At 69.7% G+C, this 26926-nt stretch carries 23 protein-coding genes; 14 read left to right on the forward strand and 9 right to left on the reverse strand.

The window, feature by feature from the left end; translation table 11 throughout:
- Positions 1-166 precede the first annotated feature (166 nt).
- Both ACGFIW_RS04070 and ACGFIW_RS04075 read right to left on the reverse strand, forming a co-directional pair.
- Positions 167-2437 (reverse strand): glycoside hydrolase family 44 protein, encoded by a 2271-nt coding sequence (locus tag ACGFIW_RS04070; protein ID WP_393310814.1) that lies wholly within the window; start codon positions 2435-2437, stop codon positions 167-169.
- Between the two features lie 194 nt (positions 2438-2631).
- The gene (locus ACGFIW_RS04075; RefSeq protein ID WP_393310815.1) at positions 2632-3207 is read right to left on the reverse strand and encodes an NADAR family protein; all 576 of its coding nucleotides are present in this window, start codon (positions 3205-3207) and stop codon (positions 2632-2634) included.
- A 400-nt stretch (positions 3208-3607) separates the two neighbouring features.
- Between ACGFIW_RS04075 and ACGFIW_RS04080 the strand changes: the two genes are divergently transcribed.
- The 3 genes from ACGFIW_RS04080 to ACGFIW_RS04090 all read left to right on the forward strand — a co-directional run bounded on the left by ACGFIW_RS04080 (position 3608) and on the right by ACGFIW_RS04090 (position 6846).
- Positions 3608-5065 (forward strand): endo-1,4-beta-xylanase, encoded by a 1458-nt coding sequence (locus tag ACGFIW_RS04080; RefSeq protein ID WP_393310816.1) that lies wholly within the window; start codon positions 3608-3610, stop codon positions 5063-5065.
- Positions 5066-5392: 327 nt separating this feature from the next.
- The gene (locus tag ACGFIW_RS04085) at positions 5393-6622 is read left to right on the forward strand and encodes a cytochrome P450 (RefSeq protein ID WP_393310817.1); all 1230 of its coding nucleotides are present in this window, start codon (positions 5393-5395) and stop codon (positions 6620-6622) included.
- Positions 6619-6846, forward strand: coding sequence for a ferredoxin (locus ACGFIW_RS04090; protein WP_393310818.1), 228 nt, complete (start codon positions 6619-6621; stop codon positions 6844-6846). The genes ACGFIW_RS04085 and ACGFIW_RS04090 overlap by 4 nt, the downstream gene beginning before the upstream one ends.
- Positions 6847-6908: 62 nt before the next feature.
- Here the strand turns inward: ACGFIW_RS04090 and ACGFIW_RS04095 are convergent, their stop codons facing one another.
- The gene (locus ACGFIW_RS04095; protein WP_393310819.1) at positions 6909-7364 is read right to left on the reverse strand and encodes an NUDIX domain-containing protein; all 456 of its coding nucleotides are present in this window, start codon (positions 7362-7364) and stop codon (positions 6909-6911) included.
- A 257-nt stretch (positions 7365-7621) separates the two neighbouring features.
- Here ACGFIW_RS04095 and ACGFIW_RS04100 point away from each other — a divergent pair, with 257 nt between their 5' ends.
- A complete protein-coding gene (locus ACGFIW_RS04100; protein ID WP_393310820.1) occupies positions 7622-8857 on the forward strand; it encodes a low temperature requirement protein A in 1236 nt (411 codons plus the stop codon).
- 225 nt (positions 8858-9082) lie between these two features.
- On the opposite strand, the gene ACGFIW_RS04105 is transcribed toward ACGFIW_RS04100, so the two are convergent.
- Positions 9083-9691 carry a TetR/AcrR family transcriptional regulator gene (locus ACGFIW_RS04105; RefSeq protein ID WP_393310821.1) on the reverse strand — a complete coding sequence of 203 codons (609 nt, stop codon included), beginning with the start codon at positions 9689-9691 and terminating at the stop codon, positions 9083-9085.
- A gap of 439 nt (positions 9692-10130) precedes the next feature.
- Here ACGFIW_RS04105 and ACGFIW_RS04110 point away from each other — a divergent pair, with 439 nt between their 5' ends.
- From ACGFIW_RS04110 to ACGFIW_RS04120, 3 genes are all read left to right on the forward strand, one after another.
- Positions 10131-10592: a hypothetical protein gene (locus ACGFIW_RS04110; RefSeq protein WP_393310822.1), complete on the forward strand. Its 462-nt coding sequence runs from the start codon at positions 10131-10133 to the stop codon at positions 10590-10592.
- Between the two features lies 1 nt (position 10593).
- Entirely contained in the window at positions 10594-12015 is a 1422-nt protein-coding gene (locus ACGFIW_RS04115) for a dihydrolipoyl dehydrogenase family protein (RefSeq protein WP_393310823.1), read from the forward strand.
- Positions 12016-12285: 270 nt separating this feature from the next.
- The gene (locus ACGFIW_RS04120; RefSeq protein WP_393310824.1) at positions 12286-13014 is read left to right on the forward strand and encodes an alpha/beta hydrolase; all 729 of its coding nucleotides are present in this window, start codon (positions 12286-12288) and stop codon (positions 13012-13014) included.
- Positions 13015-13161: 147 nt separating this feature from the next.
- On the opposite strand, the gene ACGFIW_RS04125 is transcribed toward ACGFIW_RS04120, so the two are convergent.
- Together ACGFIW_RS04125 and ACGFIW_RS04130 are read right to left on the reverse strand one after the other, a co-directional pair.
- A complete protein-coding gene (locus ACGFIW_RS04125; protein WP_393310825.1) occupies positions 13162-13989 on the reverse strand; it encodes an SAM-dependent methyltransferase in 828 nt (275 codons plus the stop codon).
- 280 nt (positions 13990-14269) lie between these two features.
- Positions 14270-16030 carry a DUF1996 domain-containing protein gene (locus ACGFIW_RS04130; protein WP_393310826.1) on the reverse strand — a complete coding sequence of 587 codons (1761 nt, stop codon included), beginning with the start codon at positions 16028-16030 and terminating at the stop codon, positions 14270-14272.
- A 216-nt stretch (positions 16031-16246) separates the two neighbouring features.
- Between ACGFIW_RS04130 and ACGFIW_RS04135 the strand changes: the two genes are divergently transcribed.
- The gene (locus ACGFIW_RS04135; protein WP_393310827.1) at positions 16247-17428 is read left to right on the forward strand and encodes a cellulose binding domain-containing protein; all 1182 of its coding nucleotides are present in this window, start codon (positions 16247-16249) and stop codon (positions 17426-17428) included.
- A 24-nt stretch (positions 17429-17452) separates the two neighbouring features.
- Entirely contained in the window at positions 17453-18580 is a 1128-nt protein-coding gene (locus ACGFIW_RS04140; RefSeq protein ID WP_393310828.1) for an arabinogalactan endo-beta-1,4-galactanase, read from the forward strand.
- A gap of 93 nt (positions 18581-18673) precedes the next feature.
- On the opposite strand, the gene ACGFIW_RS04145 is transcribed toward ACGFIW_RS04140, so the two are convergent.
- Positions 18674-18874, reverse strand: coding sequence for a hypothetical protein (locus ACGFIW_RS04145; RefSeq protein ID WP_393310829.1), 201 nt, complete (start codon positions 18872-18874; stop codon positions 18674-18676).
- Positions 18875-19226: 352 nt separating this feature from the next.
- Between ACGFIW_RS04145 and ACGFIW_RS04150 the strand changes: the two genes are divergently transcribed.
- Genes ACGFIW_RS04150 through ACGFIW_RS04165 form a run of 4 tightly spaced genes read left to right on the forward strand, consistent with a single transcriptional unit; the run spans position 19227 to position 23225 of the window.
- Positions 19227-20768 carry a phenylacetate--CoA ligase family protein gene (locus ACGFIW_RS04150; RefSeq protein ID WP_393310830.1) on the forward strand — a complete coding sequence of 514 codons (1542 nt, stop codon included), beginning with the start codon at positions 19227-19229 and terminating at the stop codon, positions 20766-20768.
- Complete coding sequence (locus ACGFIW_RS04155) at positions 20765-21211, forward strand: DUF4188 domain-containing protein (RefSeq protein WP_393310831.1); 447 nt, start codon at positions 20765-20767, stop codon at positions 21209-21211. Before ACGFIW_RS04150 ends, ACGFIW_RS04155 begins: the two co-directional genes overlap by 4 nt.
- On the forward strand, positions 21208-22308 hold the full coding sequence (locus ACGFIW_RS04160) for a hypothetical protein (protein ID WP_393310832.1): 1101 nt from the start codon (positions 21208-21210) through the stop codon (positions 22306-22308). Before ACGFIW_RS04155 ends, ACGFIW_RS04160 begins: the two co-directional genes overlap by 4 nt.
- Entirely contained in the window at positions 22305-23225 is a 921-nt protein-coding gene (locus tag ACGFIW_RS04165; RefSeq protein WP_393310833.1) for a hypothetical protein, read from the forward strand. The genes ACGFIW_RS04160 and ACGFIW_RS04165 overlap by 4 nt, the downstream gene beginning before the upstream one ends.
- Before the next feature lie 44 nt (positions 23226-23269).
- Here the strand turns inward: ACGFIW_RS04165 and ACGFIW_RS04170 are convergent, their stop codons facing one another.
- Both ACGFIW_RS04170 and ACGFIW_RS04175 read right to left on the reverse strand, forming a co-directional pair.
- Complete coding sequence (locus tag ACGFIW_RS04170) at positions 23270-23461, reverse strand: hypothetical protein (RefSeq protein WP_393310834.1); 192 nt, start codon at positions 23459-23461, stop codon at positions 23270-23272.
- Positions 23452-25920 carry an NACHT domain-containing protein gene (locus ACGFIW_RS04175; protein ID WP_393310835.1) on the reverse strand — a complete coding sequence of 823 codons (2469 nt, stop codon included), beginning with the start codon at positions 25918-25920 and terminating at the stop codon, positions 23452-23454. The genes ACGFIW_RS04170 and ACGFIW_RS04175 overlap by 10 nt, the downstream gene beginning before the upstream one ends.
- Before the next feature lie 430 nt (positions 25921-26350).
- On the opposite strand from ACGFIW_RS04175, the gene ACGFIW_RS04180 reads away from it, so the two are divergent.
- Positions 26351-26899 (forward strand): hypothetical protein, encoded by a 549-nt coding sequence (locus ACGFIW_RS04180; protein ID WP_393310836.1) that lies wholly within the window; start codon positions 26351-26353, stop codon positions 26897-26899.
- Positions 26900-26926: the final 27 nt, after the last annotated feature.

Raw genomic sequence — 26926 nt, forward strand, 5'->3', positions numbered from 1 at the left:
CGCAGCGGGTTGTGGTGGGGCGGGGGGGCTTTGTGGCTGGTGTCTGGGGGGGGCCCCCCCGGGGGGGGGCCGGGGGCGGCGCCCGGGGGGGGGGGCGGGGGCGCCCCCCCCCCCCCCACCCCTCGTGCCTGCTCCGCCGGTGTGGCACGGAGCAGGCTCTCTCAGGTCACCCGCAGCGTTGACCGTTGAGGGTGAAGGCGGTTGGTGCCGGATTGGTGCCGCTCTGCGTGCCGTTGAAGCCAATGCTTGTGGACGCGCCGGGGGCGAGTTTGCCGTTCCAGCTCATGCTGTCCGCGGTGACGCTCGTTCCGTTCTGTTTCCAGGTGGCCGACCAGCCCTGGTCGACCTTCTGAGTGGTGGTGGGAAAGTCGAAGGCGAGTTTCCAGCCGTCGATCGCGGTGGTGCCGGTGTTCTTGATCGTCACGGCCGCGGTGAAGCCGCCCGACCAACTGTAAGCCGTGTAGCCGACCGTGCAACTTGCGGTCGGGGCGGTGGGCGCGGTCCGCACGGCCAGGCCGGGCGAGGCCGCCGAGACGTTACCCGCCGCGTCGCGGGCGGTCACCACGAAGGTGTACGGGGTGTCCGGCGTCAAACCGGTCACGGTGTACGTGGTGCCGGTGGCGCTGCCCACCTTCACCGGACCGGCGGTGTCGACCCGATGCACGTCGTAGCCGGTGACGTCGGTGTCGTCGGTGGACGGCGTCCAGGCCAGCGCGACGCTGTCGCCGGTGATCGTGCCGGCGGTCGGCTTGCCCGGGGCGGTCGGCGCCTGGGTGTCGCCGGGCGTGGTGCCGCGCGGCAGCACCAGGTGGGTGATCGAGTTGGCCGGGAACGTGGCCGTGAGGCCGCTGGCGGTCACCGGCAGGTCGGCCTCCCGGACGACGCCGGCCAGGTTCGCCCCGCTGTAGCGGTAGACCTGCGCGGTGCTGGCGGAGGCGCCGGTGAGGGCGACCGGGCTGGTCAGGTCGTCGCCGGTCTTGTTGACGACGACCAGGGTGAGCGCCTTGTCGGCGCTGCGCTCGGCCGCGTACACGGCCAGCTTGCCCTGGTCGGCGCTTGTCGCCTGGACGGAGGTCTCGCCGAACGCGCCGCCCTTGCCGTCGTAGTTGCGGAAGATGCGGAAGGCGTTGGCCACCGGCTGGTCGGCCGTGGGTGCGGTCCAGAGGGTGGCCAGGTCGAGCCCCTCGCGGCCGAAGATGCCGAGGACGTCGGCCTGGGCGAGCGCGCCGTTGAGCGACCCGAAGGCGCCCCAGTTGTACTCGGTCATCGCGATCTTCGTGCCCGGGTAGTGCTTGTCGACCAGCTCGCGCAGGCGCGGAATGTATCGGACCGGACTGTTGATCCAGCTCTCGTCCACGTAGGTCGGGTCCCAGAGTTGGCGGGTCGAGCGCAGTCGCAGCGCCTGGGTGTTGGCGTCGCCGGCCGCGTCGCCCAACACGCCGGCCTGCTGCGGGTAGAGGTGGACGTCGAAGTAGTCGAGGATGCGGGTGCCGTGCTGCTGCTCGTACTCACGCATCCGGTCCAGGTACCACGGGCCGAGGTCCTGGCCGCCGTGCGCGGCCTTGTCCGGTGGGTTCGACCAACAGCCCGTGCGCGAGCAGGTGTCCTGGTCGAGGCCCGAATAGAGGATGGAGTTCAGACCCCAGCCGACGGGACCGAGCGTCTTCGCGCCGGGGTCGGCCGCCTTGATCGCGGCAGCGTACTCGTAGGTGCGGTCGCGTAGCTCGTCGTAGCCCAGCCCGGCCGGGCGGACGTCGCGGTGGGTGGAGTGCCACAGGTCCGGCTCGTTGTCCAGGTTGTAGAACTGGACCCCACCGTCGGCGGCGGCGCCGAACCGCCCCTTGAGGTGGTTGACGAAGTCGGTGGCGTACTCCGGACCGACGGCGACGCTGGTGTCCTCCGGATCGTTTCCGGTGATCGGCGACCCGTCCGGCTTGATGCCGTTGCCGCAGTCCGGTGCCCAGGTGTCGGTGGACTGCTGCGGGCCGTACTTGGCGACGCTGAAGCCACACGCCCGCGACCGGTCCTTGGCGATCCAGCCGAGCATCGGCATGGTCATCACCGTGGCGGCGCCGGTGGCCTTGTTCTGCTGCACGAACCGGTCGGTCTCCGAACCCTCCGGGAGGTCGTCCGGACTCGGGTTGTCGTTGGGGATGTTCTCGAAATACCAGTCCGCCGCACGGTTGGTGGTGTCGGCACGGAAGTTGTAGCGGGTGGTGGCGTTGCCGCCGTAGCGGTGCACCGGCAGCCGCAGGTCCTGGGCGAGGGCCTGGTCGGCGAAGTTCATGCCGTAGATGTAGGGGCTGATCTGGTGGCGGGCGACGGTGGTGTCCACGGTCAGTGCCGGGCCGGCCGCGGCCAGGGCCGGCTCCGGCAGGGCCAGACCGCCGAGAGCCGTGGCGAGCACGACCGGGAGCAGAGCGGTGGTGGGACGCACGAGCAATCCTTTCGCATAGGAGCTCGACGATGGGAGCGCTTCCACAGGGTTGCGCTTTCCCGGCTCCGAGTCAACGCCGGAACACCCACTGTGGATCATGTCGAAGGCGATCCGATTCGAGTCGCACCTGCTCGTGATCACACCCGGGGTCTTCCGGCCGGACCCGCGCATCGGACACCGCCGCCGACTGTCTTCTACCCCTCGGTTGCTGCCTGGTCACCCAGGACCGCGCGGGTTCGCATGAGGGCGAAGCCGAGCAGGTTCAGCCCTCGCCACCGTGCGGGGTCGGCGGCGTGCGGGTGCTCGGCGGTCAGGCCGATGCCCCAGACCCGGTCGAGCGGGCTGGCCTCCACAAGCACCCGCTCGCCGGTGCCCAGCAGGTAGGTGCACAGGGCAGGATGCTGGCCGAACTTCGCCGCGTTGCCGGTCACCACGATGTCGTAGCGGTGCTGCTCCCATGCCCTCTGGTCGAAGCCGGTGACCTGCCGGCCGAGGGTCTTCGCCGCGTGCGGGTGCGGGACCGTCAGGATCTGGTCGGCCGTCGCCTGGTCACCGAACAGGGTGGCCTTGCGCCACATCATGTAGTGCTCGGTTGTGGGGAAGCGCAGCCCGTCGACGGTGAACGGCGCCGGCCACCACTGACTCAGGCAACCGGCCCCGACGCTGTCGTCGCGCTGCGGCTGGTGGCCCCAGAAGAACAGGAACCTCACCCGGGCGCCCGCCCGCATCTCGCCGGTCAGCTCGGCGACGCTGCTCAGTGATCTCGCCATCCAGGTGAGTGTGCGGTACCAGCATGCCCGCCGCACCACCATTACCGCGGCGATCCCGTCGCGTCACCGTCGGTGTCCCGCTCGTCGCTCGCCGAACAGCTCGACAACACCGTCGACCGCCGGCCGCGCGGATCGAATTGATTCGATATATTATCGCGGCAGGGCAGTGTCACTCCGCACGGGCGTACGGCGCGGAGTGCTCGCCATCCACCGGGCGGGCCGGGCAGCCGGCGGTGGCCACCGATTCGGGCGCGGCTGGGTTGGCGCCGGCTCGGCGTTACCTGCGGCGTGCTGGTCCCAGCGGCGAGCGCGCTGCTCCGTTCGTCGGCCGTGCGGTGATCGTCGGTTCCGTGCCTCGCATCGGCATCGGACCAGACAGCACACCGAGGAGAAGGCACAGATGAACGACGTACCCGCTCGACCGAGACGCCGAACCAGGGGCGCCACCAGGCTGCTTCTGGGTGGGGCCTGCGCCCTGGCGATCACCGTGTCCTCGATGGCCCTGGCGACCTTCGCCCGCGCCGATCTCAGCGGACCGCCCGGGACCACCCTGAAAGCCGCCGCCGAGCGCAGCGGCCGCTACTTCGGCGCCGCCATGGGGTCGGACCGCCTCAACGACTCGGGCTTCCTGACCATCGCGAGCCGCGAGTTCGACATGATGACGGCCGTCAACGAGATGAAGCCCGACGCGACCGAGCCCAACCCTGGCCAGTTCGACTTCCGTCGCGGTGACGCGATCTACAACTGGGCTACCCAGCGCGGTATGCGGTTCCGCGGTCACACCCTGGCCTGGCACGGCCAGCAGCCCAGGTTCTGGGGAAGTCTCAGCGGCAGCGCCCTGCGGGCCGCGATGATCAGCCACATCAACGGCGTCATGGCCCACTACAAGGGAAAATTCGCCTACTGGGACGTGGTGAACGAGGCCTACGCCGAGAACGGCAGCCGGCGGTCGTCCAACCTGCAGGCCACCGGGAACGACTGGATCGAGGTGGCCTTCCGGACCGCGCGCGCCGCCGACCCGAGCGTGAAGCTCTGCTACAACGACTACAACATCGAGAACTGGACGTACGCCAAGACGCAGGGCGTCTACAACCTGATCAAGGACTTCAAGGCCCGGGGCGTCCCGGTCGACTGCGTGGGCCTGCAGACCCACTTCACCGGCGGCAGCTCACTGCCGAGCAACTTCCAGCAGACGCTGTCCAGCTTCGCGGCCCTCGGGGTCGACGTGGCGTTGACCGAGGCCGACGTCACCAACGCCTCGACCAGCCAGTACCAGGGCCTGACCCAGGCCTGCATGAACGTCCCCCGCTGCGTCGGCATCACGACGTGGGGCATTCGGGACAGCGACTCCTGGCGCGGCAGCGAGAACCCGCTGCTCTTCGACCGCAACAGCAACCCCAAGGCCGCGTACACCGCAGTCCTCAACGCTCTCAACGCCGCCTCCACCACCGTGCCGGGCACGCCGCCGACCACGGACCCACCGACCACCGCCCCGCCGACGAGCGCCCCGCCGACCACCGCTCCACCGACGACCGCTCCGCCGACCACGCCGCCGCCGGGTGGCTGTAGTGCGACGTACCGCATGGTCAACAACTGGAGCGGTGGCTTCCAGGGCGAGGTCACCGTGGCCAACAACGGCTCCACCACCCTCAGCGGCTGGACCGTACGGCTGACGCTGGCCAGTGGGCAGACCATCGCCAATGTCTGGAACGGCATCAACACCGGCACCAGTGGAACGGTCAGCGTCCGCAACGCCGAATACAACGGGTCTCTCGACGCGAACGCCTCGACCACCTTCGGTTTCCTGGCCAACGGCAGCAGCGCGGCGCCCGGCAGCCTCTCCTGCACCAGCCCCTGACCCGCGACACCGACCGGCCCTCCGCCTCAGGACGCTGACCGGGCCCGGAGCCACCGGCTCCGGGCCCGGGTGCCAGCCCGATCCGACACGCGGTCACCACTGCTGGCATCGGACGTTCCCGACGGCGTCGCCGGTCGTCGGGAACGAGGCCCGCGGGCGCGGACCAGCCTCCATGGCGATCATCGACGCCTGCCGCTACGATCCGATATCGATGAATCGCGGAGCGTTGATGTGTGCTGTTCGTCAGCCCTGGCCGTTGGCAATCCGGCGCCGCCACGCACCTGGTGCCGGCCTGAGGATCACGCCGTCTCGACGAAGGACATCCGGATGACGGAGAGCGCGCAGACCACCGAGAGCCGAACCGTCCCGCCCGCACGGTCGTACCCGTTCAGTGTGCCCGACCGCCTCGTCGTCGATCCGACCTATGGCGAGTTGCGCGAGACCGAGCCGATGACCCGGGTAAAACTCCCCTACGGCGAGGAGGCGTGGCTCGCCACCCGCTACGAGGACGTCCGTACGGTCCTCGGCGACGTGCGGCTCGGCCGCGCCCCGGCCGTCCAGCGCGACGAGCCCAGGCTCACCCAGCGCCAGCAGGACAGCGGCATGCTGACCATGGACCCGCCCGAGCACGCTCGGCTGCGCCGGCTGGTGGCGAAGGCGTTCACGGCACGACGGGTAGAGGCGCTGCGCCCCCGAACCCAGGAGATCGCCGACGCCCTCGTCGACGACATGGTCCGGCACGGTCCTCCGGCCGACCTGGTGGAGCACGTCGCCACGCCGCTGCCGATCCAGGTGATCTGCGAGCTGCTCGGCGTCCCGTACGCCGACCGCGACCGCTTCCACATCTGGTCCGAGGCGATCGTCTCGACCACCAGCCTGCCCCCGGAAACGATCCAGGAGTACCTGAACAGTCTCTGGGCCTACATGGGTGACCTGGTCGCCGAGCGCCGCCGCGAGCCGGGGATCGACGACCTGCTCGGCGCGTTGGTGCGGGCCCGCGACGAGAATCAGGATCGGCTCAGCGAGACCGAGCTGGTGGAGCTGGCCGGCGGGCTGCTCGCGGCCGGCCACGAGACCACGGTGACCCAGATTCCCAACTTCGTCTACGTCCTGCTGCACAATCCGGACCAACTCGCTCGGCTGCGGGCCGACCCGTCGCTGGTGCCGGCCGCGGTCGAGGAACTGTTGCGGTACGTGCCGCTCGGCGTCGGCTCCTCCTTCGCCCGGTACGCCAAGGAGGACGTCGAGGTCGGCGGGGTGCTGGTCCGGGCAGGTGAGCCGGTTCTCGGCTCGCTGTCGTCGGCGAATCGGGACGCTACGATCTTCGCCGACCCGGACCGGCTGGATCTCGACCGCGAGCAGAACCCGCATCTGGGCTTCGGGCACGGCGTGCACCACTGCGTCGGCGCGCAACTGGCCCGCATGGAGTTGCAGGTCGCCGTCGCCACCCTCGTGACTCGCCTACCCGGATTGCGGCTCGCCGTTCCCGAGGCCGAGCTGGAGTGGAAGCGGGGCATGTTGGTGCGGGGCCTGGTCGGCATGCCGGTGGCCTGGTGAGCGCCACCTGGCGGGTCGAGGTGGACGAGCGCCGCTGCATGGGCACGGGCATCTGCGCCGGGACCGCACCCGAGCACTTCCATCTGGTCGCCGGCCTGTCCGCGCCGCTTGCCGACGTCGTCGCCCCGGCCGAGGTCATCGTCGACGCCGCCAACTCGTGCCCGGTGGAGGCGATCATGGTCCGCGACACCACCGACGACCGGTTGATCGCGCCGGAGGAGTGACCCGAGATCGAGCCCGGCCGGCGCGCAGGGGATTCGAGCGGAAGCGCCGAGCGGCGATTGAGCTATCGGCCGCTCGGCGGTGCGGTTGTCCGTGTTTCGTCGGGACGAGGCAGTCGGTCCGGTGCGGACAGGGAACGAAGCAACGCCGGCAGGGTGCCGAAGACGAGGGGAAGGCCGCCCAACTCGCCTATCCCGACCCATGCGATGTCGGCATGCTCCTCGGGTGCACGGTTGGTGGGGGAGCCGACCCAGTCTCCGATGTGCCAGACGGCCACGTGGACGGCGTCCTCGCCACTGCCGGCGTGCAGGTCGCCCAACCGTGACGAGGACTCCGCCACAATGTGAACCCCCAGCTCCTCGTGCATCTCACGTGCGAGGGCCTGTAGCTCCGACTCACCCGCTTCGACGTGCCCCCCGGGCAGGTCCCAGAGGTCCGGGTACGCCCGGCGGGTCGGGCTGCGGTGGGCCAGCAGGACCGCGCCGTTCCTGACGAGTGCGCCGCAGACGACGACATGCATGACGGGATTGGAACACAGGGGTAGGACAGGCTCGCTCCCGCCAGCGGGCGCGCCGGCCGCTGGTAGCCCGCCTTCACCTCGACGTCGGTCACGGCACGCCCGTGCAGCCCGACCGCACCAGCGGGACTCGTGGCAGCGAAGACGACGATGATCGTCGCTCTGGCAGCGAGTTGTTGGACGCGCGGCGTCGTCGGGCCCGACGCAACCCTCGGGCGACCGACTCGTTGGTGCGACAAGGGGGCGGACGGAGGCGGGCGATGGCGGCGGGGCACGGCGCCGACCTGCTGCGCCCTCCCACGAGTTCGGGTCGCGCCACGTTCCTGGAGCTCTTCTTCGATCTGGCCTTCGTCGTGGCTCTCACCCGGGTCTCGCAACGATTCGCCGGCCTGGTCGACGACACTGGCTGGGCGCTCGTCACCGGGTTCGGTCGTACGCTGCTGCTCTTCCTGGCGCTCTGGCTGATCTGGTCACACACCGCCTGGATCACCAGTCGCTACGAACCGGAACGGTCGATCATCCAGGCCGTCGTGGTCGGCACCATGTTCGCCGGCCTGGTCATGGCGGTGGCGCTCCCCCGCGCCATGGAGGAACGAGCGCTGCCGTTCGCGATCGCGTACCTGACGGTGATGGTGGTGCGGCCCATGGTGGTCGCCGCCGCGCTGCGTGGCCATCCGCGACGGCTGGTGCCGTTCCGGCTCTCCGTGTGGGCGGTGGCGAGCGCACCGCTCTGGCTGGGCGGCGCGCTGGGTCCGGACCGACTGCGCCTGCCGCTGTGGGCTACCGCCCTTGCCGTCGACTACGTCGCCTGGACACTGGGGTGGCCGTTACCGTGGCTCGGGGCCTCGAAGATCAGCCGATGGCGGATCGCCGGGACGCACCTCGCCGATCGTTACCAGCAGATGTTTCTCATCGCGCTCGGTGAGTCCATCCTGGTCATCGGTGTGGTCTTCAGCGGCACGGACTACTCCGCCGAGCGGGCAGCCGCCTTCGGGATCGCGTTCGTCACCAGCGCGCTGCTCTGGCGGATCTACTTCCACCGCGCCGGCCTGTTGTTGACCGATGCGTTGGAGCGGGCGGGCATGCCCGGTCGGCTGGGCGCGGCGTCGGAACGCACACATCTGCTGATCGTGCTCAGTGTGCTCGTCACCTCGGTCGGATACGAGCTGGTGATCGATCACCCGTACGGACTGTCCCGGCCCGGTTGGCTCCTGTTCGTGGTGGGCGGCCCGATGCTCTTCCTCGTCGCCCGTATGCGGCTGGAGTACGAGATCTTCGGCCGGGTTTCCCGGTCCCTGCTGATCGGCCTGGTGGCCCTGCTGCTTGTCACGCCGGCGTTGGCCCGCTGGGCGCCGATGGTCGGGCTCAGCGTGGTGGCCGGAGTGCTGGCTCTGATCGCGCTGCGCGACGCGCAGGGCAACCGGGGTCGGCCGCTGGAGGCTCCCGCGTCGCCGATCGGGCGGGAGACATCCCACGAGCGTGACTCCGAGGCGTGACGGCACGCGGCCGTGCGCGGCGACAGGCCCCGGCAACCGTACGGGCGCGACGGGGGAGCACCAGGGCCTGTTTCACAAGGACTGGCCGGCCTGCGGCGGGCCCGGACGACGACCTGCGGTGTTGCGATCTCGTCCGGTTACCACACCGGTATCCGGACGAAACCGCGCCTTGCTGGATCGTCGCCCGGATTCCGCCTCGGCTCGACCGCCCTTGTGAAACAGGCCCTAGCGGGCGGATTCGGCCAACCGGCGCTCGGCGTTGATCCGGAGAAGACCCTCGATCCCGCGGAGGAAGGTCTCGGAGACCAACGCGGGGTCGAAGAGGCAGCCGGCTGCCATGGCGCCGTCGCGGAGCATGACGAAGTGACGCGCGGCGGGCTCTGCCGTCTCCTCGTGGACCTGCGCCATCAGTGTGGTGAGCGTGTCCAGGAACCACTGCCGGTGAGCGATGATCTCCCGGTGCACGGGATGGTCGGCGTCGGGATACTCCGCCGCGGCGTTCAGGAAGGCGCATCCGCGAAACCCGGGGGACCGGATGCCCTCGGCGATGGCGCCAGCAATCGCCAGGAGGGGATCGGCCGGCGGCGGGTTGGCGGCGATGGCCGCGCCGACCGCGCTGCGATCCATCCGGTGAACCTCCCGCAGGTACGCGAGGATGAGGTCTTCCTTGCTGGGGAAGTGCCGGTAGAAGGTGGCCCGGGTCACCTTCGCCTCGGCGATGATCCGGTCAACGCCGACGGCGTGGATGCCCTCGGCGTAGAAGATCTTGGTTGCCGTGCTGAGGAGCCGGAGTCGCGCCTCGGAGGGCCGATCAGCGGGTGCGCCGCGTTTCATGCGGCAATTCTAGCGGATAGAACGTTCGGTCTGAAGCGCTCTCGTGTTGACGCCAGCGCCTGACCGGTAGCCGAATCCCGGTGCATTCCCTCCGCCTGCCGGTCGGCCGGGCGGCTGGGTCGGCCGGACGTGAGGCGTTCATCACTGTAGGGGTAGAACGTTCTGTCTTGACGCCTCGTAACGGACCTGGCAACCTCACATAGGTAGAACGTTCGTTCTCGCTAAGCGTGGCGTGTCGGGGCTTGTCGAATCCCGGTCCGTACAACCCCTGCCGTCCAGCGCCCGGTGTCCCGACGCGCTGACAGCACCTGTGCGCCATTCATCCCCGGAAAGGGTCATCGTGAGTTCCGTTGTTGCTTCGCCCGGCATTGCCCGGACCGCTTCCGCGCTGCGGCGGCTGTACTTGGTCCGTTTCGCGTTCGCCATCGTGTGGGCACTCGTGACGATCGCGACCGCCAAGGAGATCGGTCCGCTCACGGCGGTGCTGTTCGTGCTCTACCCGCTGTTCGACGTGGGCGCCGCCGTCTACGACCTCCGCTCGTCGCGGGCCACCGGCACGTCGACCCTGCTGTACGTCAATATCGCGGTCAGCCTGATCACCGCCGTTGGCGTGGGTGTCGCCTGCGCGTCCGGAATTCCGGCGGTGCTGCGGGTGTGGGGCGCCTGGGCGGTCGTGGCTGGTCTGGTCCAGCTGATCGTGGGGGTCACTCGACGCAGGATGGGCGGGCAGTGGCCGATGATCATCAGCGGAGGCATCTCGGTGCTCGCCGGTGGGTCCTTCATCGCCGGTGCCTCCGCGGCTGACCCGTCGCTGACCAACGCGGCCGGCTACGCCATCCCCGGGGCCATCTTCTTCCTCATCGCTGCCCTCCGCCTCGGCCGCGGCGCGAAGGGCAACTGACATGACCACCACGGAGTACGACGTCGTCGTGATTGGCGCGGGTCCGGTCGGGGAGAACGTCGCCGACCGGGTCGTACGGGGCGGCCTGACCGCCGCCGTCGTCGAGCGGGAGTTGGTCGGCGGGGAGTGCTCGTACTGGGCCTGCATGCCGACCAAGGCGTTGCTGCGCAGCGTCTCCCTCATGCGGACGGTTCGCCAACTGCCGGGCGTGCGGGAGGCGGTGACGAAGGACCTGGACGTCGCGGCGGTGCTCGCACGCCGGGACTCCTTCGCGTCGCACTGGAAGGACGACGGGCAGGTCTCCTGGCTCGCGTCGGCGGGGATCGCGCTGCACCGCGGCCAGGGGCGGATCCGTTCCGCCCGGGTCGTCGACGTGACAGGCGTCGACGGTGTGGTGACGCGGTTGACCGCGCGGCACGCGGTGGTCGTGGCGACCGGAAGCAGTGCTCTGCTGCCGGACGTCCCGGGTCTGCGGGAGGCGGCACCATGGTCCAGCCGCGAGGCCGCCTCGGCCGGGTCGGTTCCCCGTCGGCTCGCGATCATCGGTGGTGGTGTGGTGGCGGTCGAGATGGCGACCGCGTTCGCCGCTCTGGGGTCTTCGGTGACGGTGCTGGCCCGCGACGGTGTGCTGCCGTCGGTGGAGCCGTTCGCGGGGGAGCTGGTCAAGGAGTCGTTGCGCGATGCCGGTGTGGCGGTCCTTGTCGGCGCGCAGGCTCTCTCCGTGAGCCGCGACGACAGCGGGACCGTCCACATCCGCACCGCTGACGGCGATCTCCTGGAGGCCGACGAGGTCCTGGTGGCGATCGGCCGTACGCCGAACACCCAGGACATCGGACTGGACAGCGTCGGGCTGGTGCCGGGTGCCTGGCTGACCGTCGACGACACCCTGCGCGTCGTCGGCGGTGGCGAGTGGCTGTACGCGGCGGGTGACGTGAACCGGCGGGTGCTGCTCACCCATCAGGGCAAGTATCAGGCTCGCGCGGTGGGCGACGTGATCGTTGCCCGGGCGAAGGGTGCGAAGGTCGACGACGGTCGGTGGGGCCGGCACGCGGCCACGGCCGACGAGCGTGCGGTGCCGCAGGTGGTCTTCACCGACCCGGAGATCGCGTCGGTCGGGCTGACCGCTGCCTCCGCCACGGCGGCCGGCCTGCGGATCCGGGTGGTGGACTACGACCTCGGAGCCGTCGCCGGATCCTCCCTGCACCTCGATGGCTACCGGGGGCACGCCCGCATGGTCGTCGACGAGGACCGGAAGGTGATCGTCGGCGTCACCCTCGCGGGTCCGGACGTCGCGGAGCTGATCCATGCCGCGACGGTTGCCATCGTCGGCGAGATTCCGCTGGACCGGCTGTGGCACGCGGTTCCCGCGTACCCGACCGTCAGCGAGGTGTGGCTACGGCTGCTGGAGACATACGGCCGCTGATGGTGGGGGAAGGTGTGCTCCTGCCGTCGTGGTTCCGGCCGGGAGGAACACGCCGCCGGGTCCCGTAAGCCGGCTTTTCAGATCTCGCGGACAGAAGCCCGACCCGCTCGGAATACTGGATGCTGCACCGCTCCCACGCCGGGGACGCGGGCCGGTGGGCGGCCGTCAACGAAACGCCCTGTCGAGACATCCTCGTCGTCCGGTCTGCGCCAACACGTCCAGCGATAGCGGGCCTCTCGAAGGGAATGCCAGATGAATGCTGCTTCTGACATGTCTGCCCAGGACGCGGGGATGCCCACCATCGTGCTCGTCCATGGCGCATTCGCCGACTCGTCGAGTTGGAATGGGGTGATCGCCCACCTCAAGCGTCGGGGTTACCCGGTCATTGCCGTCGCGAATCCGCTGCGCGGAGTGCATAAGGACGCCACCTACGTACGGTCTGTGGTGGACAGCGTGTCCGGCCCGGTCGTGATGGCCGCGCATTCCTACGGCGGATCGGTGATGACCGAGGCCGCCGATGGCGCCTCCAACGTCAAGGCCCTGGTGTACGTCGCCAGCGTGAGCCCGGACGTCGGCGAGAGCGTGGCCGAATTGACCACCAAGTTTCCGGGAAGCGCGCTGCTGACCTCCATCAGGATGGTGCCGTACGCCCTCGACGGGGGTGGCACGGCCATGGAGCAGTACATCTATCAGGAGAAGTTCCCGGAGGTGTTCGCCGCCGACGTCGACCCCGACGTCGCCGCGCTGATGGCGGTGACGCAGCGGCCGCCGACCGAAGTTGCCCAGACGGAGCGGGTGACCAAGGCCGCCTGGAAGACGGTCCCCTCCTGGACCCTGGTCAGCACCCAGGACCGGGGGATTCCGCCGGACCTGCAGCGCTTCATGGCCAAGCGGGCCGGGTCCACGACTGTCGAGGTCGAGGCGTCCCACGCGGTGGCGGTCTCTCAGCCCGGCCCGGTCGCAGACCTCATCGACTCCGCCGCCCGCGCGACCGCCTGACCGGGACCGCGCCTTCCGCTACCTGTCGCGGCGGGGTCGCCGGCCGAGTTGAACGGCCATCTGCCGTCGCAGCGGCAGCACAGCGTTGATGCGGTGTGTCCGTCGGCGGGAGGTGCTCTCGCCGACGGACCGCACCGGCAGCGGAGCCTACGGTTTGCGGGCGAGAAGCCCGACGAATGTGTGGTAGGTGTCGGTCTGGTTCGGAGCGGGCGCGCCCGGCTCCGGACGCCACTCGGCCAGCGGCACCAGCCCTGGCTCAAGCACCGTCAGCCCGTCGACGAACGAGAGGATCTCCTCGTCGGTGCGCCAGCGGCCGGTGCCCAGCGACTCGTTGAAGACCCGCTCGACCTCGCGGGCCTTGCGGGAACCCTCGGGGTCGCGCTCGCCCGGGTCGCGGAAGTGCGACACCGCCACGTAGCTGCCGGAGGGCAGCGCGTCGATCAACGCCGCCGCCACCGCTCGCGGGTCCTCGTCGTCGCCAAGGTGGTGCAGGATCGCGAAGAGCAACAACCCGATCGGCCTGTCGAAATCGAGGAACCGACGGACATCCGGATGGTCGAGGATCTCCTGCGGTGCCCGAACGTCCGCCTGGATCACCGTCGCGGTGCCCTCGGCGGCGAGCAGGGCCCGCCCGTGGGTCAGGACTATCGGGTCGTTGTCCACATACACCACCTGAGCCTTCGGGTTCTGCTCGGTGGCGACCTCGTGCACGTTGCCCTGGGTGGGCAGCCCCGACCCGATGTCGAGGAACTGGTCGATGCCCGCCTCGGCGACGAGGAAGCGAATCACGCGACGCAGGAAGGCCCGGTTCGCCTGGCCGGCCGCCGGCCCGTCCGGGGTGATCCGCAGGGCGTGCTGGGCGACCTCCCGGTCGACCTCGAAGTTGTCCTTGCCGCCCAGGAAATAGTCATAGACCCGGGCCACGCTGGGAATGCGGGGATCGATGCCGGGGGGTGCCGCCTTGTCGGGGGTCACAGGCGTCTCCATTCGATGGGGTGAGCGCAGGCAGAGATCTGCGGGCGGTGCCGGCGTTTGCGGCGAGTGTAGCGATCGGGACAGTCGATTTTCGCCCCCGACTGGTATCGCTCCCAGTGAATCGGCTCGGCACCAGCACAGGTCGGCGTCAGGTCCAGAAACGCGCGGCCGAGAGGCCCGTCACCGGGGCAACCGGTGACGGGCCTCTCGGCGGTCGTGTCCGAGTCGGGGGAGCGGGTCCGGCGTGTGCCGGTCGGCCGACCTGCTCGTGGGGAAGCCGTCAGGCGCAGTTCTTGCCCTTGTTGATGCAGGTGACGATGCGTTGCATGGTCTGGGCGGAGTTGACGTTGACGAAGTCGTTGTGGTCGGAGAAGGGGTTGTGGTTCTCCTCCGGGAAGGAGTCGAGGGCGTACTGGCCCTTGACCTGCACCTTGCGGGCGATGTCGTACCCCACGGTGATCCGCAGTTGCGGGATGGCCTGGAAGCCCTGCGGGCAGGCGCCGCTGGCCTTGTCGGCGAACGCGACGTGCTTGCGGTGGTTGTCGCTGTCGATGTTGTTGCCGTCCCAGCAGCCGGGGAAGTCGTGCACGCGCTGCACCTGGCTGCCGGCGGGGCAGATCGGGTACTTGTCGGAGAGGCGGTCGGTGAAGCCCGAGCAGGTCCAGGTGGCACGGGCGTTGGCCGGCCCGCGGCTGGTGGGTTTGGCGTCGCCGGTGAGGGCCCGGAGGAACTTCGGCATCGGCACCACCTTGCTGACCGGGTTGCCGCGGTACTCGATCAGCACCTGCGCCGGGCGGACGATGCCGCCGGTGTTGCCGGGCAGTTCGAAGTTGGGTCCCTGCGGATCGGGGAGCGCGGTGGCGGTGCTGGGCGTGCTGCTCGGTGCCGCCGGGGTGCTGGGGGCCTGGTCCAGCCTGCACGCGGCGAGCGCGTCGAGACCCTGCGGGCGGGTGGCCTGCCGCCCGATCGCGGTGGCGATCCGGTCGAGCGCGGCGATCCGCTTGGCGCGCAGCGGGCCGAGGATGGCGTTGTCGACGAAGGCCGGGCCGCCCTGGCCACGGCTGCTGACCAGACGTTCGTTGGCCTCGGAGATCTGCCGGTCGAGGTCGTCGAGGTTGCGGTTCACCTCGGCGAGGGCCCGGTCGGGTACGCCCGGCACCTTGTCCCGCACGGTGGGGCACTGGATCCGCGGATTCGCGGCCTGGGCAGCCGTGGCGCTCGCACGGTGGGCGCTGTCGGGCATCCGGGCGTGCATGTCGTCGTAGCTGACGTCACAGTCGACGAGCGAGACCAGGCCGGGCTGGTCGCCGCCGGCGGCGGTGATCGTGGTGCTGATCTCCTTGAGCATGGTGGCGCGGCGGGCCCGCAGCGAGTCGATGACCTCCCGGTTGAACGCGGCGTCGATGCGGCCCCGGGTGGCGGTCATCCGCTGGTTCGCGGCGGCCTGCTGGCGATCCAGTTCCGCCAACAGGCGGTCGACGGTGCTGCGGGCCCCGGTGGGGACGGCCCGCAACCGTTTGCCGACCGAGGGGCAGACGACCATCGGCTGGGTCTGGGCGAGGGCCTGCTGGATCTGCCTGCCGCTGCGGACGGTCTTGTCGATGCGCACCACCGGCCAGAAGTAGGACGACCTGTCACCGTTGCGGCAGGTGGTGCCGGAGGCGTCCAGATCGGCGTTGGAGGAGTTCGCGGTGATCGCCAGGTTGCCGACGAAGTCGTGGACGTGTTCGGCGCCGTTGCGGATGCCGGGTTGGGCCACCGGATTGTCCGGGCTGAACTTGCCGTTGCCGTTCGTGCCGCAGTCGACGGTGAACCGGCCGGTCGACGCACCGGCCGCCGGCTTCGGATTCTGCACGTTCGGCGGCACTTTCTCGATCGCCACGAACTGGTCCAGGGTGGTGGCGGCGTCCGCGGTGCCCTTGCCGCCACTGGAGACGAAGGTGGCGGTGAGCGCACCGCTGGCGGCCAACACGAGCGCGGCCATGGCGAGCCTGGCCGCTCGGGTCTGGGCCAGTGGGGTCCCGCTCTTTCTGCGGATCATCGGAATCTCCTCATCGCCGGAAGCGGCTGTCTCCCGTCGGTACGGGCCGGCGCACGGTCAACGGTCAACTGGCGAGGGGCACGTCATGATTCGGTAAGAAGTCCCGACGGGTGGGGGTGAACCGGTTGGTCCGTGACGCACGGCAGCGGCGTCGCCGCGCTGGCCGAGGGGTGAGACACGTTGGCGATCATCGATTTGTTGCGGCATCGTCGGGGTATGACAGGCGTTCGTTCGTCCTCGCTGCTCCGCCGTCTGTGGCCGGGTCTGCTGGCCGCCGTCGTGCTGGCGGCGGCGGTGCTCGGCGGGCCCGCTCTGCGCACCGCACCGGCGGCCGACGTCGGCGGCGCGTCGCCCGCCGCGTACCCGGGGATCGCCCCGGGGCCCGGTGGGGCCGCGGTGTCCACCGGCACCGTGCCGCCGGCACCGACGACGGCGCCCAGCACGCCGAACACCTCGCCCTTTCCGCCGAGTGTGCCCACGAACCTGACCGCCAGCGAGGTACGAACCGGCTCGGTCACCCTCACCTGGACGGCCGCCAAGCCCGGCTGCTGTGTCGTCACCGGCTACGACATCACGTACTACCAGGCGTTCGACGACGTCATCTACAGCGCCAGCGTCGGGGCCGTCACCACCACCACGATCACCCGTTACCTCGGGCCGGGCCGGCAGTACTCGTTCCGGGTGGCCGCCAGGGACAGCCTCGGACACCGCTCGAACTCGACCGAGGCGGTGACCGTGGTAACCCCGGTGACCGACACCGGCCCGGACACCACCCCGCCGAGCGCCCCGCAGAACCTGACCGTCGGCGAGGCGACCCCGTCGACCGCCGCGCTGTCCTGGTCACCGTCGACGGACAACGTCGGTGTTTTCGGGTACAACGTCTACCGGTTCGACGGCTGGTTCTCCTCGACGCTGATCGCCACCGTGCCGGGGACGACGTACACGACGTCGCTACCCCCGTCGACGCCGCTGCGCGACCTCTACTACGTACGGGCCCGGGACGCGGTGGGCAACGTGTCGATCGCGTCCAACACGGTCACCGTGCCCACGACGTCCACGCCGACGCCACCGCCGCCCTCGACCTGCCAGGTGACCTACCGAAACCAGTCCGAGTGGCAGGGCGGATTCGTGGCCACGGTGACGATCCAGAACACCGGGACGGCACCTGTCGACGGCTGGATCGTCACCTTCAGCTTCCCGGGAGACCAGCAGGTCACCTCGGGGTGGAACGCCACGGTCGGTCAGACCGGCGCCACCGTGACCGCCCGTAACGTCGACTGGAACCGCGTCCTCGCGCCAAGCGGCTCCGCGAGCTTCGGCGTCCAGGGGCGGTGGGGCACCAGCGACACGCCGCCGACCAGCTTCTCGCTGAACGGCGCCCCCTGCACGGTGGGCTGACCGCGTCCCCATTGGAGGATTCTCGTGAGCACACCCCACCGCCGCCGCAGAACACTGCTCGGGGCTGTCGCGGCCGGCATCCTCGCCGTCTCCACCACGCTGAGCGGCACGCCCGCGCCCGCCTCCGCCGCGAACACGCTGAGTATGCGGGGCGCCGACGTCTCCTCGTTGCAGCGCAGCCTGGACCTGGGCGCCAGGTACTACGACGCCGGCGGCGTCGCCCGCGACCCACTGGACATCCTGAGGTCCGTCGGCGTCAACTACGTCCGACTGCGCGTCTGGAACAACCCGATCAGCGGCTACAACAACAAGAACAGGGTGTTGGGCCAGGCGAGGGCGGCCAGGGCGAAGGGCCTCCGGGTGCTCATCGACTTCCACTACTCCGACACCTGGGCCGACCCCGGCAAGCAGTACAAGCCGGCCGCCTGGGCCGGCCACGGCCTGAGTCAACTGCGGACCGACGTCTACAACTTCACCTACGACGTCTGCGCCAGCCTCCGGGGGCAGGGCACCCCACCGGACAGCGTGCAGATCGGCAACGAGATCAACGTCGGGATGCTGTGGAACGAGGGAAAGGTCGTCAACAACGACTTCGCCCCGCTGGCCAGCCTGCTGAAGCAGGGCTACAACGCGACGAAGGCGTGCGGCAGCGGCATCCCGGTGATGATCCACACCGCAAACGGCGACAGCAACGCCAACGCCCGATGGTTCTACGACGGCATCCGCGCCCAGGGCGTGCAGTGGGACATCACGGGACTGTCGTACTACTGCGTGTGGCACGGCACCCTGTCGAACCTCTACAACAACATCGTCGACCTGCGCGGTCGCTACGGCAAGCCGGTCGTGATCGCGGAGACCGCGTACCCCTTCACCCGCGACAACGCCGACGGCGAGCCGAACGCCATCGGCGACGCGACCTGTGACGGCATCAGTGCGACCTGGTCCGGGCAGGCCCAGGAGTTCGACTGGGTCCAGAACACGGCCCGCAACGCGGGAGCCATCGGCGTCTTCTACTGGGAACCGACCTGGTACGCCGTCCGGGGCAACGGCTGGGACCCGGCCAACATCAACGGCACCGGCAACCAGTGGGACAACATGGCCGTCTTCGACTGGTCCGGGCGGGTGAACCCGGGCGTACGCTGGACGCCCTGACCCGTCGCCGGACGCAAGCCGAGCCGAGGTCGACGTCCGCGGCGACGTGCCGACGCGAGGCCACCCACGACACCGGCCGCACGACCAGCAGGGTCAGCAGGTGCGCGTCTGCCACGTCACCTTCGTCACGAACGCGGGGACATACAGGTTTTCTCCGTCGTTGGCGCGAACGCAGATCTCGCCGGTGTGGATCGTCCCGAGATAGTTGTAGGACCAGGTGACCTCGGCGTTGCGGGAGGTGTGGTTGTAGAAGTTGAACGCCGGGACGTTGCCGGACCACTCGCTGCTGGTCACCAGGGACGGAGTCGCGGTCGGCCCCTCCGGCGGGTGATCCCAGTTGGGCCAGATACAGAGCGTCCCCTGCGGACAGTCTCCGGCGGACCAGCTCCGGCTGACGCGTGGGAGGTGGCCGCCGAGGCGGCGGGAGCGGTGGCCAGCACGCCGGCGACGGTCGCGGCGAGGGCGATGGACTTCAACAGCACGGTTCACCCACTTCGATAGACATCAATGGATAAGTTCGAAGGTTGCCGGTGGAAAGTTGAACGGTCTATCACCGGGGGTGGTCCGCCGTGCCTGGTTCGAATACTCAGGACGGCTGAGTACCCGCCATCAGGTGGCCGGCCCGACCGACCAATAGTGTTGCCGCGTGGTGACATTCCTGCGTCGGTGGACCCTGCGGACCGCGAGCTTCGCCCTGACCTGGCTCTACACCCTCTACCGGATCCATCCGGCGGTGTGGCGGCTCACGGCCCGTCAGTACCGGCCCCACCTGGGGCGCTTCGCCCGGCTGCACGCCTGGATGACCTGCCAGTTCGCCGCGATCGACGTGCCCGCGTACGGCGACTTCCTCCGCCGCCACCACTGGCGGTTCCGCTGGTTCGATCTGTCGTCGTACCCGCCCACGGACAAGCGGTCCTACGTGCAGGCGTACCCGGAGGCGCAGCGCTGTTGGCACGGCGAGCTGGAGATCGCCGGCAGCGTGGTCGACGAGTCGTCGGGCTCGTCCGGCCAGCCGTTCAACTGGATCCGCAGCCGCCGAGAGCTGCGCTCGGTGCACAAGAACCTGGCCGGCTACGCGACAATGGTGTTCCCGTCCAAGCGGCGGTTCGTCATCAACGCGTACTCGATGGGCGCCTGGGCCACCGGGACCAACACCGGCATCGCCATGTCGGCGATCGCGATGGTCAAGAACACGGGGCCCGACCTGCGGAAGATCGTCGACACCCTGTTGTACTTCGGCCCCGGCTTCGACTACATCGTCACCGCCTACCCGCCGTTCCTCAAACACCTGCGCGACAAGCTCGACGCCGAGGACTTCCCCTGGGCCGAGTACCGCATCAGCGGACTTGTCGGCGGTGAGGGGATGACCGAGGCACTGCGCGACTACCTCCAGGAGCGCTTCGTCAAGGTGCGCTCCGGCTACGGGGCCAGCGACCTCACCATCGGCATCGCCGGGGAGAGCGACTTCAGCGTCTGGGTCCGCCGCCGACTGCGGACCGACGCCGCACTACGGACCGCCCTGCTCGGCGCCGACGAGCACCGGCTGCCGATGGTCTTCCAGTACAACCCGCTGGAGACGTACCTGGAGACCACCCCGGACCAGGAGGTGCTCTGCACGATCAACTCGACGGCGGTGCTCAATCCCCGGGTCCGCTACAACATCGGCGACGAGGGCCGGCTGATCTCGTACCCCGATGTCCTGGCCGCGATCACCGACCCCGCGGCGCGGGCCGCCGCGGACCGCGCCTGGCGGGTCGACCGGATGCGTCTCCCACTGCTGTTCCTGTACGGCCGCAAGGACAGCACGATCTCGTACATGGGCGCCAACATCTACCCGCAGGACGTCGAGTACGGCCTCTATGCCGGCAATTCCCAGGCGCACCTGCTGCAGAGCTTCTGCCTCGCGCTGACCGAGCAGGCCGACCTGGAGAGCCGACCGGTCGTCAACCTGCAACTCCGCGAGGGTCTGGCGCTCGACCCGGTGCAGCGGCGAACCCTCACCGACACCTGCCGCGCGGGGGTGTTGCGCCACCTCGCCGAGGTCAGCCGGGACTTCGCCGAGTCGCTCGCCGAGGACCCGTCCGCGGCGGACCTGCGGGTGGAGGTCCACGAGTACGGCACCGGCCCGTTCGCCGACGCGGCATCGAAAATCAAGAACGTCTACCTGGTGAAGGGCGTGCCGGCATGAGGACCACCGACTTCTCCGCCGCGCCCGCGGTGGGCCAGGCGACAGCCATGTTCGTCGGCGCCACCCGCTACCGGGGGCCGCGCTCGATCCTCACGCTCACCCGGACCTGGTTCCGGATGGTCCGGCAGATGAGACGGATGGACGGGTACCGGTGGCACACCGTCTATTACCGGTTCCCGTTCACGCTCGGCACCATCGCCTTCTTCAGCGACCGTGACGCGCTACTGACGTTCGCCCGCAGCCGCCACCACCGTGACCTCATGTGCTGGGTGACCGATCACGGCACGAAGAACGCGACGGGCGGCTACATCCGCCTCTACAACGCCGAGCCCGAGGGCTACAGCAACGGCGTCTGGCGCGCCGAAGGGGACGGCATGGCGCACATACCGACCTTCACCCCGCTCTCCCGTGAGACGTCCGGCCCGCCGGTGCACCGCGGATGAGACTGGAACCCGTGCGGTCGCGGGCCGACCTGCGGGCATTCGTCGACTTCCCGCTCCGGCTCCACCCGACCGACCGCTACGTACCCCTGTTGTCATCGGTCATCGCGGCCCACCGCGGCGCCGCCGAGCTGTTCGTGGTCCGCGACCGACGCGGCGAGGTCGTGGGACGCACCAGCATGCACCGCAGTGCGCCCTTCGACGCCAAGATCGGCCCACGACAGCTGTTCGGGCACACCGAGTTCGTCGACGACGACGACGTCTTCACCACCATCATCGACGCGGTGGAGGCCCGGGCCGACGGTCGACAACTGTTCGGGCCGGTGGCCCTGCTGCCCAACCAGACCGGCGGGGTGATCACCTCCGGCTTCGCCGACCGTGGCTTCGTGGACTCGGCATGGAACCCCGCCTACTACCCGAAAATGTACGAACGGCACGGCTTCCACCGTCGTTTCGAGGCCGACACGTGGCTCGTCGACCTCGACGGTACGACCACGGGTACGTCGCCGGCCGTCGACGCTGACCATGGATTCGCCTTCGACGATGCGCGAACAGCCAGCGAACGGCTCGTCATCCGGCACGGCTCCCGATGGCACCTGCGCGGCCAACTGCCGATCCTGCGCCGGATGCTCAACGAGAGCTTCGCGCAGTTGGGCTACTACACCGACATCTCCGCCGAGCAACTGGCCGAGCAGACCGACGGCCTGGCGTTCCTGCTCGACGAGGCGCTGCTCCTCTGGCTGGAGAAGGCCGGTCGACCCGTCGCGTTCGTCGTCACCGTGCCGGACATCTCCGAATACCTCATGCGCGTCGGCGGCCGGCTCGGCGTACTCAACCAGCTCCGGCTTCTCGCCACCCGCGGCCGGTACCGGCGGGACGCGGTCCTCATCATCAAGGGGACCGTGCCCGACGAGCAGGGAAACGGGTACCTGACGCTGCTGTCCCGGGAGTTGCACCGCAACCTCGCCCGCAACGGCTACCGGACGCTGCGCAGCACCTTCGTTGAGCGGACGAACGTCGCCTCGGCCGCCCAGTACCGGCGCGCGGGCGGGCGGCCGTTGCACGGGTACACCTTCTACGAGCGAGGAGCCGCGGTGTGAGCTGGGTCGAGCAGTTGCGGGCCACCGAGGCGATCTGCCGCCGGGCACCAAGCGCACACAACACGCAGCCGTGGCGACCGGAGTATCACGCCGACAAGATCACCATCGCCGTCGATCCCGCCCGCCGCCTGCCGGACTCCGACCCGACCGGGCGCGACCTGACCCTCGGCATCGGCGCGTTCGTCGAGACCTGCCTCATCGTCTCCGCCGAACTCGGCCTCACCGTCACCGTGGCGCCCGGTCCACGACTGGTCCCCGCGACACGTCGGTACGCGACTCCGTTCACGATCGCCGACATCGAGGCCCGCCGGGTCGCCCGTGGCCCATACACACCCGGGTACGTCGACGACGCCGTCCTCGCCGACCTCGAACCGGGTCTCGCACACGTCCCGACCCGGGATCTCGTATCGGACCTGGCCGTCGCCGACCGGTGGATGTTCGGCACACCTGCCGTGGCGGTCGAGCTGCGGGACTGGCTGCGCCTGAGCCCACGCCATCCTCGATACCACCTCGACGGACTCACCGACCGGGCGCTCAGCCTGTCCCGGACCGAGGCGCGCGCCCTGTCCGCCGCGCTGCGCGCGTACCCGGTCACCCGCCGACTGGGCCTGCCGGCGCTGCTGGCCGCCAGCGGCCGCGGCCTGCTGCGCTACGACGGCAGCGTCCTGGTCCTCGCCGCCGCCGACGACGACCAGATCAGCGCGGGCCGACGTCTGCTGCGTACGTGGCTGGCCCTCGCCCGGCATGGCCTGGCGGTCCATCCGCTCAGCCAGCTCATCGACTGCCCGGCGACCGCCGGCCGGCTCGCCGAGCGGGTCGGCGGCCGCCCGCTCGCGGTGTTTCGGGTCGGCCGGCCTCGCGTCGCCCCGGTCCGCTCGGCCCGCTGCGGCGAGCAGCCGTCGACCCAGCCGGAATAGCCCTATCTCACCTGGGCACCTGCTCCTGGCTGGTGTCTTTTTCGTTAGACGAGCCAGCGACCAGCACGCATCAGGTCACGACCGGCGAGCTCGTTCTCCTCCTGTGAGGCGACCCACGCATCCACATCCTGGTTGAGGCGGGCGAGCGTGTCCTGCTTACGTTGCTGGAGATTGCGCGGTGGTGCGGGTTCCACGTCTGAATTCTCTCCCGGTTCGACGATCGGCGTCAGCCCCACGGGCCAGATCCGGCGATGACGCCCCGGTACAGCGCACCCGGGCGGTCCCAGTGCAGGATCGCCGTACACGGCGCGGAATCGGTGCGGCGGACCGACACCGCGACGGTTTTCGCCTGTGGAGGGGTCGCCTGCGCCGCATCGAGGCGACTCCCGACAGCGAAGACCCCTCCCGATCGCCACGGCCGCCCGTCGACTGTCAACTGCCACTCGAAGGCGGCGTTGGCGCACTCGTTCGACGGCGGAAGCTTGAACTCGCCGGCCACGCCGCGGAACTGGATCACCCGCTGCCGGTTCGGGAAGGTGAAGGTGGTGCTGACCCGGCCGCCCGGGCCGACCTGCCACTGGTAGCCGACAACGTGCTCGGAGCAGTGCACGTTGCCGGCACCGGAGCTGCAGCTCACCTCCGTGATGACCCTGGGTCGGTCGCCGGATCGGTAATTGGGGGCCCGCGGCGTGACGGAGAGCAGGGACAGCATCAGGAACACTACGCCTACCACCACCACGCAGGAGCGAATCCGCCACTGGTGCGGCATTGGCCGGTGCTCCTCCGCCGTCTGCTGGGACGTCGCCGCCGGCGGCGCGGCGGAGAGCGGACTTGCCCCGCCGGCCAGATACTCCTGCAGTATCAGATGCCGGAACTGGTGGCGCGCACCAGACTGGCGGAGCACTCCCCGTTGATGCGCGTCGTCGAGAAATCGGGGCAGCCGGAACGGCAACCGGCCGCTGGCACCCAACCAGGCCCGGGCAACGAGGAACGAGCCCCACGGGTGGTCGAGCGCGGTTGCCAGGGCGTAGGCCACGCCGAACACCGCGACAAAAAGTCCTGCGTACCAGATTCTCAGGCCCAGGACATTCGCCAGCAGCAAGCCGATCGCCACACCGATGAGCGCCCCACCCCAGACGCCTCGGGAGATCGCACGTGCGCGCTCCCTGGCCAGGGCCGACCGGGGGGTTGGCTCCTCCGCGTGGAGGCTCTGCGGCGGCCCGCCCGTGGCGAACGCGACCAGGGCCGTGATGGCACCCGCCAGGGCCGCCATGACCAGCCCGATGGCGAGCCCGAAGAGGGGTATGAACAGCAGCACCGTCAGCAGTGCGACCAGGGCACCGGCGATGGTGACAAAGCCGGTACGGATGAGTGGGTTCAGCTCCCACCAACCCACGTCCTGCACACCATGCTCGCTCATGTGCCGGGCAAGGAACATCAACCACCGTTGTGCCTTCTCCGGTTGGTAGTTGACGTCGGCGGCCTGCGGCTGGTCGGACGTGCGGCGGCGGGGCTGAGACGAGTAGACCGCGGGGACGAAGGCCGCCACCAGCCGGGCCTCCACCGAGCGCCGGCCGTCGGCGGTCTGCGCGGCCTCAAGCAGGTCCACCGGGTCCCTCGTGGACGCCCCTTGGTAGGTGCTGCGGGCAAGGGCCACCATCAGCGGGGTGGAGAACGCCCCGGCCAGCGGCCCGTCCCGGTGCGCCCGCAGATGGGCGAAGACCGGCTCCCAGCGCGGATCCGGCACCGGCGAGGACAGATAGGCGATGGCATCCTCGACATCCACCGACGCCAACTCGACAACCGCCGCGCGGGACAGCACGCGGCTGCGCCCCACGGCCATCTCGTACTCGTGGCTGCGGCAGGTGACGACCAGCGGCCACCCTGTCATGGCGAACTGGTCGAGCCTGTCCATTGCCTGAGCGACGGCATCCGTGGGCAGCTCGTCGAAGCCGTCCAGGATCGGCAGGATCCGCTTTTCTTTCACCAGACGTCGGGCGAGAACCAGCGGGTCGCCGTGGTCGGCCAGCACGTCACCGTAGTCCTCGGCCAGCCGCCGGGCCACGAAGTCGTCCAACCGCTCGGCGCCGTCCCAGAGGTGGATCGGCAGAAGCACCGGCACCGGCTCGCCTGCGGTACGACGGCTGATCAGGCCGAGGGTCAGCAACATCGCGAAGACGGTCTTGCCCGCACCAGGGCGACCGAGAACCATCAACTGCCGATGCGGCAGGTTGCGAAACGCCTCCACGATCTCGTTGTTCGGCTCGTCAGTAGTCTTCCCGCTCAGCGGAAAATTCTGCCAATCACCCCCGAGGGGATCGTCGAGCACATATCGTCGATCGGCGGCCGGCCGGCCCGTCGACGACCAGTGCACCAGCATCGGCGCTGGCCGGGTAACCTCCTGCCGCGCCGCCTCCGCCGCCCAGTCCGCCTCGATCTGTGTCGCGAGATCCGTAAGCACCCGCCTGGTCTGGCCCTCGTCCACCACCGGCGCATCCGCACGTCCAGGAATCCGCTCCAAGAGCAGGATGGCTCCCTGGAGCAGCGCCAGGACAATTCCCACCCACGTCCCCCAGCGCTGGACCTCTTCCGGGGTATCGGCGACACCGGAGTTCGCCAGGAACACCACGGCCACCACAAACAGCCCGACACCGGCCAAGATGTACGTGATCCGCATGTCCTGTAGCCGCCGCACACATGCATCATCGGCTATTGCGGCCACACCGTCACGCCGCGGCTCGGCCGGCAGGACCGCGCCCAGCGGGTGGATCGTGCGGACACCCGAAGGACCATGGCCGACCGGACGGCCGCGCCCGACATGCGGAACAGTCCGGCCGCGACGCCCACCCCGACCATCGCCACCGGGGGCGCGGAGCTGACTGGTCACCCGACTTCGCTGGTCAACGCGGAGCTGTCGCTTCGGCGTTGCCCGATGTTCGGTGTCGCGTCGACTCCCATCGACAGGGTGCGTTGGCCGCCGAGGGCGGTCTCTGCGAAGGGAAGTCGATGCGCAAGACAACGCACCGGTCAGCGCACGTTCTGGGGGCTATCGCGGTCGCGCTGGTGGTTGTACGCGCCGGGCGGGACCAACCAGGCCGGCGAGGCGCTGATCGCCAAGAGGAGCCATGTTCGACGTACTCGACAAGGGTTCGATTTTCGTATGTGACACCAACGGTCCGGGCGAGGTGCCTCCCGCGCGGTACAACAACTGGGTCATGTACCGGCACAGAGCCAGTGGTCGCCACGTGACGCACATCAACGCCCATGCGGTGGCAAGCATCGAGACCGCCGGCCGGCCCGAGGACCTGCCGCGCACCAGGTGCGCCGAGGCGCAGTTCCAGGGACTCAAGGACCTGGCCGTCGGTGAGCAGAGCGAGAGTCAGGTCATTGTCAGCGGTGACCTCAACGTCGACTTCAGCGCCGACCGGAGCTACGGGTACGCGAAATTCCCGTGGCGTGTCTTCGAGGCCAACGAACTGCCGAACCTGCGCTCCAACTACAACCTCTACGGGGAGAAGGGCACCGGAACGCACGGCAACCGACACATCGACTACGTCTACTTCTGGAAGCGGTTGCCCGAGTACCAGGTCATGTGGATGACCGGCTACGACATCGTCGGCGGCACCAGGTCCGACCACAACGGTGTCGTCGCGACGTTCTCCATTCGGAACTGACACGGGTCGCCGGCAGCGGTGTCCGCA

This window comes from Micromonospora sp. NPDC048935, assembly GCF_043197875.1.
In the GTDB taxonomy this organism is placed as follows: domain Bacteria; phylum Actinomycetota; class Actinomycetes; order Mycobacteriales; family Micromonosporaceae; genus Micromonospora.

Excerpts from the sequence above, each read along its gene's own strand:
- ACGFIW_RS04075 (WP_393310815.1), bottom strand. The coding sequence starts at position 3,207 with ATGGCGAGATCACTGAGCAGCGTCGCCGAGCTGACCGGCGAGATGCGG.
- ACGFIW_RS04080 (WP_393310816.1), top strand. The coding sequence starts at position 3,608 with ATGAACGACGTACCCGCTCGACCGAGACGCCGAACCAGGGGCGCCACC.
- ACGFIW_RS04085 (WP_393310817.1), top strand. The coding sequence starts at position 5,393 with ATGACGGAGAGCGCGCAGACCACCGAGAGCCGAACCGTCCCGCCCGCA.
- ACGFIW_RS04095 (WP_393310819.1), bottom strand. The coding sequence starts at position 7,364 with ATGCATGTCGTCGTCTGCGGCGCACTCGTCAGGAACGGCGCGGTCCTG.
- ACGFIW_RS04100 (WP_393310820.1), top strand. The coding sequence starts at position 7,622 with ATGGCGGCGGGGCACGGCGCCGACCTGCTGCGCCCTCCCACGAGTTCG.
- ACGFIW_RS04105 (WP_393310821.1), bottom strand. The coding sequence starts at position 9,691 with ATGAAACGCGGCGCACCCGCTGATCGGCCCTCCGAGGCGCGACTCCGG.
- ACGFIW_RS04115 (WP_393310823.1), top strand. The coding sequence starts at position 10,594 with ATGACCACCACGGAGTACGACGTCGTCGTGATTGGCGCGGGTCCGGTC.
- ACGFIW_RS04120 (WP_393310824.1), top strand. The coding sequence starts at position 12,286 with ATGTCTGCCCAGGACGCGGGGATGCCCACCATCGTGCTCGTCCATGGC.
- ACGFIW_RS04130 (WP_393310826.1), bottom strand. The coding sequence starts at position 16,030 with ATGATCCGCAGAAAGAGCGGGACCCCACTGGCCCAGACCCGAGCGGCC.
- ACGFIW_RS04135 (WP_393310827.1), top strand. The coding sequence starts at position 16,247 with ATGACAGGCGTTCGTTCGTCCTCGCTGCTCCGCCGTCTGTGGCCGGGT.
- ACGFIW_RS04155 (WP_393310831.1), top strand. The coding sequence starts at position 20,765 with ATGAGGACCACCGACTTCTCCGCCGCGCCCGCGGTGGGCCAGGCGACA.
- ACGFIW_RS04160 (WP_393310832.1), top strand. The coding sequence starts at position 21,208 with ATGAGACTGGAACCCGTGCGGTCGCGGGCCGACCTGCGGGCATTCGTC.
- ACGFIW_RS04180 (WP_393310836.1), top strand. The coding sequence starts at position 26,351 with ATGTTCGACGTACTCGACAAGGGTTCGATTTTCGTATGTGACACCAAC.